The sequence below is a fragment of the Candidatus Binatota bacterium genome (genome assembly GCA_012960245.1).
GTDB lineage: Bacteria > Desulfobacterota > Binatia > UBA1149 > UBA1149 > UBA1149.
Window position 1 is genome coordinate 21,424 of sequence record DUBO01000049.1, and the last position, 12,699, is coordinate 34,122.

Sequence of the window (12,699 nt, forward strand, 5' to 3'; positions counted from 1 at the left end):
ATAGTTGCCTTTTACGTTCAAGGTGCGTGGTTTCACCGACGTGCTAGGCTCGACCGATGGCAAGATGGTTATGTATCCTGGCGGTACTGCTGAGCGCCTGCACCCAGGACCCATGGGACGGCCAGCCGGCCATACGGCTGGGCGGGATCGCGAGGCAGGCCGCTGTCAACCGGCAGGAAAGCAGCTCCCGGCACCGAAGCGACCACGAAACGCTCTACCGGTCACTTGACCGCAGCTACCGTCCCCTGCTGGGCTACAAGGCCGGCCCGCTCCCGCCCGTCGTCACCGTGCACGCCACCTTCGAGCTGAAAGCCTGGGGAAAGTCCGTATTAGAGTTCGCCTACGGCATGCCCACGAACGACATCGCCCCTGCCGTAACCTTTCGGGTTTCAGCCTCCAGCGACAACCGTGTGAAAACCTTGCTCGAAACCTCGCTGGACCCGGCAGTAGACGGCGGGCGCTGGCACGAGTTCTCCGTAGAGCTGGACCTGGACCAGGCCACGACGCTGCAGTTCGTCAGCATTCCGGATAAGTCGCGCACCGCACCCGCGGAAGCCTGGTTCAGTGACCCCGTGTTGCAGCCTCTCAACCCCGAGCGCACCGAGATGGGTGGCCGCCTTCCCAACGTGATTCTGATATCGCTGGATACGCTGCGGGCCGACCACCTGTCGGCTTACGGCTACCAGCGCAACACGTCGCCGAACATGAAGGCCCTGTTCGACAGCGAGGGCCTGGTTGTTGAAAACTGCTTCGCGCCTGAGGTCACCACGCTCGACTCGCACGCCTCTATGATGTCGGGGCTGTACCCGGCCACAGCGGTGGGGCCCGGAATCGAAGGCATTCACAATGGCGTGGTAATGCTGGCCGAACTCATGGCGGCGGCGGGATACCGCACGGCAGCCTTCACCGAGAACGCTTTTGTCGCGGGAGAACTAGGTTTCCGGCGGGGCTTCGAGGCCTACAACGAAAACCCAGCTATCGAAGCAAAGGGGTTCGCCCGAATAGCCGCCAACTCGACGGGATTCGCGCGCGAGACTTTCGACCGCGGGCTGACTTGGATAGAAGACCACGCCGATCAACCCCTGTTCGTGTTCCTCCACACCTACCAGGTGCACGCGCCCTACACTCCGCCGCCAGAGTGGGCAGCCTTGTTTCCATCGCCCGACGGGGCCTCGCAGGCGAGACTGGACATGGATGCCTACGACGCCGAGATAGCGTACACCGATAGCGAGGTGGGCAGGCTGGTTAAAAGCCTCGACCGACTGCTGCCCGCAAGCGATACGATACTGATCGTGCTGTCGGACCACGGCGAAGAGTTCGGTGAGCACGGTCGGCGAGGTCACGGTGGAACCCTGGCCAATGAAGTGCTCAGGGTCCCTCTTATGCTGCGCGCACCCGGCCGCCTGCCTGCCGGTCAGAGAAGAACCGGCCCGGTGGGCCTCGTAGACCTCGTGCCCACACTGCTCGAGCTGCTGGAGCTCGAGCAGCCCTATCCCTTGCAGGGTCGCTCGGTGCTTGGGCACCTGGTAAACGGCTCGCCCCTGCCGGTCGTACCGCTCTTTGCCGAGGCTGGCACTCCCTTCTGCATGAACTATCAGGGTGTGGACAAGAGCTGGAGTCCGACCTCCTGGGCGATCACCTTGTGGCCCGATCGACTCGTCAGTGAGCGGGCAGGCGTCGACCTTCCCGAAAACACGCGTCGCTACTCCATGTTCGACCTGGTAGCCGATCCGCACGAAGCGACCGACGTTTACGGTTTCTCCGACCACGGACCGCTGTTGAAACGCATGCTCGACGCATGGCCTGCACAAGCGGCCGAACGGGGGGAAAGTCTTGCCCGGCCCGTCGACTTCGTGTCAACTCCAGAGTTGGCCGCAGAAAAAATACGCAAGCTCAGGGCGCTGGGCTACCTGGAGCCTGGAGAGTAACGCGACGGGAAACCCGCGACAGCGAAACTAGCGCCCCAGCTCGGCAGCAACCGCCGCCAGGCCCTCGTCGACACCCAGCAGCCGAACCGACAGCAGCTCCTGCGTGCGCCTGTTGTCCAGCCCGCAACGCAGCGGCCGGGGAGCGGGCTGCGCGAGCTCGGGCGTATCTACCGCCTGGATAAAACCGGCGTCCAGGCCCAGCGCAGCCGCCGCGCGACGGGCGAACTCATCGCGCGGCAGGCAGTCAGACCCCACCGGGTGGGCAACGCCTCGGTAATCCGACAGCGCCAACTCGCGCACGGCGGCCGCGAGGTTATCGGCGCAGGTAGGAGTGCCCCACTGGTCGCGCGGCGCTTTCATGGTCTCGCCCGACGACTCACGTGCGAGCAACTGCATGATGAAATTTACCCCGCGCGGGTCGTGACCATAAACGCCACAGATGCGCACGATGACGTGATCGTCAACGAGCTCGCTCACGGCTTGCTCGGCCGCCAGCTTGTGCCGCCCGTACTCGTTGATGGGCGCCGGCTCGGCGTCGATCTCGTAGGGCCCCGCGCTGCCGTCAAAAACGTAGTCCGACGAAAAATAGACCACGCGTGCGCCCACGCGCGCAGCCGCGCGCGCCACGGTGCGCGTGCCCTCCACGTTTATGGCCAGCGACAGCTCGGGCTCGAGCTCACAGCGATCAACGGCGGGCATGGCAGCCGGGTGCAGAACAAGATCGGGTTGTAAGTCGTCCACCAGCGCGTCAATGGCCGCAGTGTCGGCCAGATCCAGCGGCAACAGCCCCTCGGCCGCCCGCGAGTTGCGGGTCCCTGTCACCTCGTGGTCGGCAAACACGCGCAGCAGGCGCGAGCCCACCAGGCCGGAAGCCCCGGTGACCAGGATTTTCATCGTCGCACGCCCACCGCCCCCTGCCAGTGCCACATGGTGGCCGGGTTTTCCAGCACCCACCCCTGCGCCACCCCCCCACCCGGCGCGTGCTAAGATGGCGCGTGTTCGGCTTTATGCGCATGTCGCTCGCGTTGGCCGTTATGTTCAGCCACCTCGTGCCCTTTATGGCCGGCCAGCTGAACTGGCTGGGCCACTACGCCGTCTGGTCGTTTTTCTGTCTGAGCGGCTACCTGATGACGCTGGTACTCAACCAGCGCTACGGCTTTGGCAGCGACGGCCTGCTGCGCTACGCGGCCAATCGCGCGCTGCGCATCTACCCACCCTACCTGGTGGCGCTGGCGGCCATGGCAACCCTGCTGGCACTAAGACCCGACTGGACTGCCATGCTCACGCATGCCGGACTACCGTACGTGGCCGGTGACTGGATACGCAACGTGGCGCTGCTCGACCTCAACTCGCGCATGCTGCCGGCGCCCATACTGCCAGCCGCGTGGTCCCTGAGCATAGAACTCTATTTCTACGTGCTCATGGCGCTGCTGCTGTCGCGCTCTCGAGTCACCGTGTTGCTGTGGCTCGTGGCGGCCGTCACCTGGGCCGCCTGGGCAAACGCAACGGGAGTCGCTGCCCAGATACGCGTCACGTCACCGGCGGCCTGCGCGTTGCCCTTCGCGCTGGGCGCGACGGTGTACTTCGTGGGGCAGCTGTTCTCGCCGTCTTCGTCAGAACCGCAGGGCGCACATAGCCAGCTGCCCAGCTGGCTGCTGCCGCTAGCGGTGGTGGTGGCCCTGGTCAACGCGGGCACGGCGTGGACCTGGCCCGATCTCTATTCGACTCCCCTGCTGCTTCACGCCGCCGCGAGCTCGGCCGTGATCCTGGCGCTGGCCGGGGTCGCGCATCCCGGAGCTACCAGCATCCCGGCCAGGCTGGACAGACAGCTTGGAGACTTGTCCTACCCGCTGTTCCTGCTGCACATGCCGGTGAGCATCGTGGTGGCCGCCGCACTGGCCACGTTGACCGAGAGTGGCCTCGGCTTCGGCGAGCGCCCCGCGCTGTTTGTGCTGGCGGTGCCGGTGGTACTCGTGGTGTCGTTGCTGTTGCGGTGGGTGGTCGAGCTGCCAGTGGAAAAGTTGCGCCGACGGGTTGCCCGCGGCGGTTAGCGCGCAGCCGTCTACCAGCTGTAGCCCAGCTGCCGAAGTCGCTCGCGCTGGGCTGGATCTATTGCCTCGGTAGTTCTGCGCTGAGCAGGGTGTCCACCGACGGTTCAGGGCATCGCATTCTTACGCATGCGATTCTTGATCAGCCCTTCTTTGAAGTTCTCGAGCGCGGCTTTCGCCCGCGCAGCCTCTTCACGTTCGGCAATGAGTAACGGCGTCGTCGCACGAAAGTAGTTTTTTACGGCCTGGACTTTCTCAGCGCTACGCTGGTCCGGCCGTTTCGAAATCAGATAGGCCATGCCGCCGCCCAACGACGTTGCGGCTGCTCCTTCGCGTTCGATCGTTGCACGCTGCTCGCGCTCCCATTTCGCTTGCGCTTCGAGAAGAGCCGGCGTGTCCTTTTTGACCAGGCGGTTAGCGCGCAACGATTTCCATACCAGCTTTTGTCCTTCCTCATAACCTCGAAGGACGAGCAGGTTGGTAAAGTTCTTCTCATTCCTCCCTTCGAACCTTTGCAAAAGTCCCTTGGTATAGACCTCGCGTAGCGGTCGAATTCCGCCACCACCCATCCCCAGATCGTAGAACAAGAAATCATGGGATCGCAGCAGATCGAGAAATCCACTCGCATCGGTGCCGAGTCCGCTCAATCCATGTGGCCAATACTCGACCGCCATCACGATGTCGTCGTTTGCCGCTATGACTTCCTGCATGCCCTCGAGGATGACGCCTTCAGCACCCTGTGTGTCTATCTTCACGAAATTCACGGCACCGTCGTAGTCCACGAAGTAATCGTCCAGTTTTACCGCTTCGACATCGATCGCTCGGCGTTCTTCATTACCTTCGTAGATTTGATGATCGCCTTTGTTTTTCTCGGACAGGAAGAGCTGGATGCTTCCCTTCTCGTTCGATACGGCTTTCTGTTCGAGAGTGACGTTCGTGATGCCGTTCAGGGCGACGTTGCGTTCAAGAATCGAGAACGCGATCGGATCCGGTTCGAAAGCGTAGACATGGCCCGTATCGCCAACGAGTCGGGACGCGACCAGGGTGTAGTATCCGACGTTCGCCCCGATATCGACGAAGACGTCCCCCGGCCTGACAAAACGAGACACCCAGTGGGTCTCGTTGGGTTCCCATACCTTCCCCGCGAGTATTCGGTAGGTAATCACCGAATCGTTCGGGTGTAGAAACATCTTCAGCCCCGGGATGTTCGGAACTTCCAGGTCGACTGCTTTTCCGTGGCGTGCGAACTCCAGTCGGGTGCTATGCTCGAGTTCAAGCAGCGTCTGGTTGCCCGCCAGCCATGCACTCCGTGTGATGAACGCCGCTCCGGCGAGAAGCAAGAGAAGCGCAAGAATCCCACCGGATATCCGGCGGCGTATGGTCGTCGAGCTCACGTTCCGCTTCTCTTCGGGTGCCCTGAAGCAGGCTCGCCCCACTGAACTGCGTTCGAACCGGAAACGCAACGCAGTTTTACATCTATATCGAGTAACAGCGAAACCGACGCTGCTTGGCCGTCACCTACGGCAGGGCCCGCAAGGCAGGGCCCCGGGACCCGTTATTCAATCAGGAGGGCCGGGTTGTCAGCAGGCGTATAGTACCAGTTGATGTGGTCATGCTTGAGGTAGCGATCAATACGCTTGTAGCCACGCTCTTCGAACCAGGCGTTTATCCTGGGGCGGTCGGGCCTATAGGCCTCTATGCAGACCAGTTCGGGCTGGTACTTCTGGATATCGAACGCCGCCAACGCTGTCATCTGGAAGCCCTCTATGTCCATTGACATGAAGTCAATTTTCTCAATCCCGTTGTCTTCGAGCAGCTTGTCGATCGTTATGGTACGAACCTTGATCTCCGTGTAATTGTAGGGTTTGTCACGACCGCCGGGCTTTTCGACCATCTCTTTTTTTGCCGACGACACTTCCCACCAGGCCGCTCGATAGAAAGTATCCTCCGTGTCGGAGTGATCGGAGATCAGCAGGTTTAAAAACCTAGTGCCGGGTCGATGGCTGGCCCAGTGCTTCGCGTACTCAGCCACTGCGTCGACGCCAATCCCCGTCCACCCCAGGTGCTTGTCAAGATAAAACGTCGTGCTGTTGCGCTGCGGAAAGGCGCAGCCCACGTCCAGGAAGATACCGTCGCGACGGTCCTGAAAGAAGTCACGAATGCAGAGTTCCTCGTCAAACTGCGAGTAAAGCTTCTTCGCAGTATTGACGATGTCCCGCCTTGCGGGCTTGGTGGCTTCCGCTGCAACCGACTCGGCTGCCGACTCTTCAACTGCCACGGGTTCTCCAACCGCGGAGGGAGCGGGCACTTCCTCTTTGCAGCCTGAACCAGCAACAACGATCATCAATGACACCGCTAATGATGTAACGGAAAAAACCTTCCCCATCTGCAATCTCCTGTAGCCCGATATTTGTAACACTTCCACGCGACCGCCGACAGAAGTGACGATGTCGTTCATCGACGACTACCGCGGCCAATATGGGGTCGAGCCGATCTGCCGGCAGTTGCCGATTGCCCCATCGATACACAACGAGCGCAAGGCGCGAGGGATTGATCCTTCGCGACTGCCTGTGCGTGCGCATCGAGATACAAAGCTGCGCGAGGAGATCCGCCGCGCCTGGAAAGCAACCTTCCGGGTGTACGGCGTGCGCAAGGTATGGCAACAGCTCAGCCGCGAAGAGATCGGAGTGGCACGCTGTACACGGTGGAGGGATTGATGCGCGAGATGGGCCTGGAATGGGCCGATGCGTCGCAGGCACGGCCGGCCGACCTGGTGAAGCGCGACTTCACGGCGACCCGCTCCAATCAGTTGGGGGTCACCGACCTGACTTGCGTGGCCGCATGGCGGGGGTATGCCTTACACGGCCATTGGCAAAGTAATCTTGCGGGGGGAGCAGCCTTGGCCGCGCGGGCGCGTAACCAGTCACCCTCTATCACCGTTCGATCCACTTCTTTTCTATCTCAAAGGCATCGACCTTCAATGTTTTCTTCTCTTCTGGGTAGCTTTTCTCGTCTCCCAGTACGCGTACGAGTGGGCGCGCCATCTTGACCGGCGAATTGTCTTCTATGCCGAAGAGATCGTAATACTGCTTGTCTACGAAGAAGATGTTGGGCCCAGTACGCATGACATGAATCAATTCATAGTCCTTTGTCTTTGCCAGGTTGTACATCGATTGTAAGCTAGCTCCGACGTAGTTAGTCAGATCCCAATAGTTGAATGGGTGGAAATCTATCACTGCCAGCTCGGGCGGAGGGAAGGAGGCGTTGGACTCGATCATGACCACCTTCGGTCGGAACGACTGGATCGCCCGCCAGACGTAGTAGTCATTACTGTCGATGTCGATGACGAGAAAATCTAAGTCCTTCGGAACCCCGGCTTCCTCGAAGAGAATTTCGATATTGCCCGGGAAAATCCACGCTTCCAACGTCGTGACCTTCGGGTTGTCCTCATATTCTTTCGCTAGTAATTTCGCGCGGTAGGGGTGCCCCTCGATCTGGAAACTTGCCCAGCCGTCTAAGATCAGTTTGCGGGTGTTGCTGATCGTCACACCGTCGTACGCGCCGAACTCGACCGCGTACTTGTTAGTGGGTTTGATGATCTCGAAGATCTGTTCGATCACTCCGTCTTCCCCGTGTTGCGAAAAAACCTTGCTTTCGTAGTCGTCAAGATTGATTCGCTCGATGGTCGGAGCCGTGCAGGCCAGCGTAAGGGCCAACATCGGGAGAATGGCCAGGTGAATCTTTTGTGTGGAGATCTTTTTCATCTTAGAGGACTCTCTTAAGGTATCCAGCTGGGTTGTGAGTCATCACCAGGCGTTCGCGCGACACATCGATCACAATGCTCTCGTTGTCTTTCATAAACGTTGTTCCGGCAGGGAGCACTCGTAGTGCATTTACAATCTCCTGTAAGACAGACCCTGCAACCTTCCCACGGGCCCAGCCACGACTCAAGCAGCTCTTCGTTTCGCAAAAAAGTAAAGCGGCAGTCCTACCAGCGCGGTAAGCAGCCCCAGCCCCGCCTGCATCGGTTCCCTCACCGCCATGAAACCAGCAATAAGCAGGGTGGACGCTATGAATATACCCGGCACCCAGGGGAAACCCGGTATGGGAACCCTCTCGGCACCCTCGCGCAGGCGGATCTTCAACAATGCCCCCACCGTAGCGGCGGCCGACAAGCCCAGGGTGAAGCCTATGTAGCCCAGCAACTGGGCCAGGCCGGTGGACCATAGAACGACCAACGCGAGGCCGGTCTGAAGCGCGACCGCGGCGCCCGGCGACTTGGCCCCTGCCTTGAAGAACGCCGGAAACAAGCCGTCGTCTGCCATCTTCGCGTAGACCCTGGGACCAGCCATGATCATCGAAGAAATCGAAGTAAAGAGGGCAAGTACGACGATGGCCGACACCGCGCGTTTGAGAGGCGCGCCGCCGAGCGCTTCGGCAGCGACCGCGCCGATCTCGGCCCTGCCGGCCAACATCTCGATGGGTGCCGAGTAAACAAAAATGGCGTTGAGCCCGAGGTAAACCACCGTAACCGTGGCGGTGGCGAGGATAAGCGAACGCTGAATCGTCTTCTCCGGGTCTGATACTTCCTCGGCAATGTAAACTGCTGCGTTCCATCCCGAGTACGCGAAAGATATCCACACAAGGGTAACAGCGAAAGCTCCAAGCTCAAAGGCGGGAACCGGCGCCAGCGCTGGCGGTAGATCGGGAAGCGCGAACGCTCCGTATACCAGGAAGCCGCCGATCACTATCATCTTCAGACCAACCGCGATGTTCTGCAGCAGGACTCCATCTCGCACGCGTAAGCCGTGCATCAGGCCCGCTGCCAGTATGGCGATGGTGCCTATCCATTCGGGGCGCACGGTGACACCGAAGGAGTAGGCCACGTAGGCCTGCAGGCCCAGCGCCGCTGCTGCAATGGGGGCGGTAAAACCGGCGAGCAGGGACACCCAGCCGGCCATGAAACCCGCGGCGGGGTGCACGGCTCTCGATAGAAAGAGATACTCGCCACCCGACTCGGGCATGCGGCGCACGAGCGCACCGTAGGAAAGCGCGCCGAACATGGCCAGCACTCCGCCCACTACCCAGGCCACCAGCACGATGTTGGGATCACCGAGATCGGCCAACGCGAAACCCGAAGTAGTGAACACGCCGGCCCCTATCATGTTGCCCATGACCACGGCCGCGGCACTGGTCATGCCAAGTCTTTTAACTGGGGAATGAGACATCTCTGTTCGGCTGAAAGGGTTCCAAGAAAGCCGGCAAGCGGGCCAGATCAACCAGAACCCACACCGGCACCCACAGTGTAGCACTTCGCCGGTCGCCAAGTGTAAATTATTAAGGGAGTGGCAGACAATACGCCGCCCCTGTCTATGCAGGTCGCCAGCACCAACGGATACCCGGCGGCACAGTGCGGTCAAAAATGATCAGGTCGCGTGCTCCCGAGAACTAATACTGCTTCAACACTCAGGCTACAGGTGACGAGCGCGGCAAGGCTTGACATCGGGCACAGCCGTTCAAAACGCGCCGGTCAGGACGAAGGCTATAGTGATCACCCTCGCGGGGAACAGAGCCTCGTGGGATGCCTCGGCTGCCCCACATGGGATCCACCTCTTAATGTTCCATGCCAGGGTATGATCAGCCGTGCCCGTTCCAGCGGACGCATTCAGCGGGCTGGCCGGAAAAACAGGTTAACAGGATCGTAGGCCTCGTACTGGTTAATTACTTCGTAATCATTGATTTCGAAGTAACCCAGTACCTCTTCCCTGACATCAATCCCGGCAGAAACACATACAAGCCCAGGCTTGTACTTGCCGATGCTGAATCCGTCGAGAACCTTTCTCTCCACGCCCTCAACGTCAACAGAGAGAAAATCTATCTCGGATACATTGTTGCCCGCCAGCAGGTCATCCAGTGTTATCGTCTCAACCTCGATCTCAGTCAGTTCATCAATTGCCTCCGCGAATCGTGGGAACAACTTCACGTGTTCTTTAGAATGGGAAGAGACCGGCCCCGCAAGAAAGAAAGGCTGTTTCAGGTTGGACTGGTCTGACACGAAGAAGCTGAAAAACTTGGTATTGGGGCGGTTCTTTTCATAGCCCGCTCTGTACTGCTCCTGTGCATCCACAGCGATTCCCGACCAGCCAAGATGTTCTTCCAAGTAGTAAGTGGTGCTCGCGGCCTTCCATTGGTAGGAGCCGATGTCGACGAAAAAACCGTCAGCAGCGTCTTGGAAGAAATGTCGTACAATAACCTCTTCGTTATTTTGGGAATACAGAGATTCCTGTTCCAAGATAGTATCGTCGACGGGGATATCCCTGTTGCAAGCCGCGGCAGCGGCAAAAAACACGAGTAGTAGTGAAACCGTTACCCATCTAGCCATCGCCGATTCCCCGAATCGAACCGCGTGTTGGTCGTAGCGCATAGCTGTCAATTTCCTCCTCAAGCCTCAGACACCCAGCCCGTACAATACAGGTCAGGGGAATGTAATCAATAGCCCGCCAATACGCCCAATAGGTTGCACCGGGTTTCCGACAGGATGTTAAGCTAGCTATCGTCTTTTGGATCAAGATTCGGCGAACCAGGAGCTGGTGCGCCTCGTCGACGAGCAATTCTTCGAGCGCCCCTGGTGTGGACCTCGCCAGGCGGCTCGCTTACTTCAGCGCCCGAACCGTAAGAACTCCAAGTCAATAGCGTTAGATAGTAGCTTGCGTCATACTATTCTCGCCGAGCGTGCTTGGCGAAACTCGAAGGAAAATATTTCCATCGCCGTCCTGGCTTCGGAAAATTGGCTCAAGGCATTGGGCATCAGTTAGGAGGAAAAATAACTCTTGGGCTCTGTAAGACGCGACGCTACAAAAAACGGCAAAACCCCGGCTTCACCCTTTTGTACCGTGCCACTGCTACTGGTAGCGAGCCTTACTATGTCAGCCTGTGGTTCCCCGGACAGCCTGCGCACTTACCGGGTCGGCACGGCTATCGGCAACGAACTCTCCGGTCGTGAGTCGAGGCCCGTGCTGGATGAAAAAGAACTCGCCGTGCTCGCTATCGACGTTGAGGCCGGCTGCCGACTTCGTGTCCCCTTGGCTAACCAGGGCAAAACGGCAACGGCAATCTATAGCGTATTCGGTCTGTACCCGGATGACAAAGAGATCCTGCTCGCCCAGCTGGAGACCGGGACAACCTGGGGTTGGCGCGAACTGGAGTTCACGCTGCCCAGCCCCGCCCCTGAAACGCTCAGCCTGCGCTTGAGCGGCGACGCCGTTTCGCAGGCGCTGTGGGGCCAACCGCTGGCGACATGCTCCGCAGCGACCGACTCCCTGTTCGATACGACCACCCCGGCGACCAACGTCATACTGGTCTCGCTCGACACGCTCAGGGCCGACCGGCTCGGGGTATACGGCAACCGCCGCAACCTGACTCCCAACCTCGACCGCCTGGCCCATGAGGGAGCGCTGTTCGAGCAGGTCTGGTCACCATTTCCCAATACGCTCGCCGCCCACGCGAGCCTGTTTACCGGCCTGACTCCAAGTCAGCACGGCTTGCTGCCCGGCGAGGACGCCCGCATACCGCAAAACACCTCCACCCTGGCTCGGGCTTTCGCGGAACAGGGCTACCGCACAGTAGCGTTCACCGAAAATGCGTTCGTGAGCAGCGCCTATGGTTTTGACGTTGGCTTCGACAGCTATGACAATGGCCCGGAGGTCACCGAAAACGACCTCTTCCCCGGGGCAGGATCGGTCACCTTCGGTAAAGCAGCCAACTGGCTGAAGCAACGTCCGCCCGGGCCCTTCTTTATGTTCGTGCACACCTACGAAGTGCACGCGCCCTACGCTCCCGCCCGCGACGAACGAACCCAGCTGTTATTGCTCCGCCTGTCGCCAAGCTATGAAGGTAGGTTCGAGCAGGCCTACCATCCACTGGTCGAACTTGCGTACAACGCAGGAAAGATCGCTCTGGCTCCCAGTGACTTGACAAGAATCGAAGCTCTTTACGACGCCGAGACCTGGACCGTGGACCGCCAGCTTGGCGACTTCCTGGCTAAGCTGGCCGAGCTGGGCTTGGCCGACTCCACCCTGCTGGTCATAACATCGGACCACGGCGACGAGTTCAGCGAGCACGGCTATATGGGCCACGGTGAGACCCTGTACACCCAGGCCCTGCAGGTACCACTGATCTTCAGGCTGCCCGGACGCGTGCCGGCCGGCCTGCGCGTGTCGGTGCCGGTGGGCCTGGCCGACGCGGGGCCGACCGTAGCCGCGCTGGCCGGCATACCACCACCGTTCTATAACGCGCCGGCCCGCGATCTCACGCCTTTGATAGAAAATCCGCTGGTCGAAACAAGTGCCTCAGCCAACCCGGTCTTCAGCGAACTGAGCAAAAATATGAACTCCTGCAAAGGGCTAGCCCCCGGAGAGAGCGGTATCGCAGCTCTGGAATTTATGAACTGCAATTACGACGGCCTGGCCCTCAGGGACAAACGCTACACCTACATAGAGTCGGCGGCCACCGGTGCGAGGCAGCTCTTTGACCGCAGGGCGGACCCCGGCGAGCTTCGCGATATAGCCGCATCGCAAGCCGATCTCGTGGCGGCTTACCACGAAGCGGTCAACGGCTACCGAAAACGTAACGAAGAGCACGAAACGAAGACCGCCCCCACGAGCATAGACCCGATAACCCACGAAAAGCTCCGCGCCCTCGGATATATGCAGTAGCCGAGAGCC

At 60.0% G+C, this 12,699-nt stretch carries 10 protein-coding genes; 4 read left to right on the forward strand and 6 right to left on the reverse strand.

All coding sequences use genetic code 11. The features are described from left to right. Positions 1–56 precede the first annotated feature (56 nt). The gene (locus tag EYQ35_08545) at positions 57–1,928 is read left to right on the forward strand and encodes a hypothetical protein (protein HIF64184.1); all 1,872 of its coding nucleotides are present in this window, start codon (positions 57–59) and stop codon (positions 1,926–1,928) included. A gap of 27 nt (positions 1,929–1,955) precedes the next feature. Here the strand turns inward: EYQ35_08545 and EYQ35_08550 are convergent, their stop codons facing one another. Further along, entirely contained in the window at positions 1,956–2,855 is a 900-nt protein-coding gene (locus EYQ35_08550; GenBank protein HIF64185.1) for an SDR family oxidoreductase, read from the reverse strand. A gap of 68 nt (positions 2,856–2,923) precedes the next feature. On the opposite strand from EYQ35_08550, the gene EYQ35_08555 reads away from it, so the two are divergent. Continuing rightward, the gene (locus EYQ35_08555) at positions 2,924–3,979 is read left to right on the forward strand and encodes an acyltransferase (protein HIF64186.1); all 1,056 of its coding nucleotides are present in this window, start codon (positions 2,924–2,926) and stop codon (positions 3,977–3,979) included. A gap of 104 nt (positions 3,980–4,083) precedes the next feature. Here EYQ35_08555 and EYQ35_08560 read toward each other — a convergent pair whose 3' ends face one another. Further along, a complete protein-coding gene (locus tag EYQ35_08560; protein ID HIF64187.1) occupies positions 4,084–5,370 on the reverse strand; it encodes an FkbM family methyltransferase in 1,287 nt (428 codons plus the stop codon). A gap of 161 nt (positions 5,371–5,531) precedes the next feature. Beyond that, positions 5,532–6,434: an FkbM family methyltransferase gene (locus tag EYQ35_08565; GenBank protein HIF64188.1), complete on the reverse strand. Its 903-nt coding sequence runs from the start codon at positions 6,432–6,434 to the stop codon at positions 5,532–5,534. On the opposite strand from EYQ35_08565, the gene EYQ35_08570 reads away from it, so the two are divergent. Continuing rightward, the gene (locus EYQ35_08570; protein ID HIF64189.1) at positions 6,424–6,693 is read left to right on the forward strand and encodes a hypothetical protein; all 270 of its coding nucleotides are present in this window, start codon (positions 6,424–6,426) and stop codon (positions 6,691–6,693) included. The genes EYQ35_08565 and EYQ35_08570 overlap by 11 nt on opposite strands. Before the next feature lie 216 nt (positions 6,694–6,909). Here the strand turns inward: EYQ35_08570 and EYQ35_08575 are convergent, their stop codons facing one another. From EYQ35_08575 to EYQ35_08585, 3 genes are all read right to left on the reverse strand, one after another. Next, entirely contained in the window at positions 6,910–7,740 is an 831-nt protein-coding gene (locus tag EYQ35_08575) for a hypothetical protein (protein HIF64190.1), read from the reverse strand. 183 nt (positions 7,741–7,923) lie between these two features. Next, positions 7,924–9,204, reverse strand: coding sequence for an amino acid permease (locus EYQ35_08580; GenBank protein HIF64191.1), 1,281 nt, complete (start codon positions 9,202–9,204; stop codon positions 7,924–7,926). Positions 9,205–9,641: 437 nt separating this feature from the next. Continuing rightward, the gene (locus tag EYQ35_08585; protein ID HIF64192.1) at positions 9,642–10,400 is read right to left on the reverse strand and encodes an FkbM family methyltransferase; all 759 of its coding nucleotides are present in this window, start codon (positions 10,398–10,400) and stop codon (positions 9,642–9,644) included. A 499-nt stretch (positions 10,401–10,899) separates the two neighbouring features. On the opposite strand from EYQ35_08585, the gene EYQ35_08590 reads away from it, so the two are divergent. Continuing rightward, complete coding sequence (locus EYQ35_08590; protein ID HIF64193.1) at positions 10,900–12,690, forward strand: hypothetical protein; 1,791 nt, start codon at positions 10,900–10,902, stop codon at positions 12,688–12,690. The last annotated feature ends 9 nt before the right edge of the window (positions 12,691–12,699 follow it).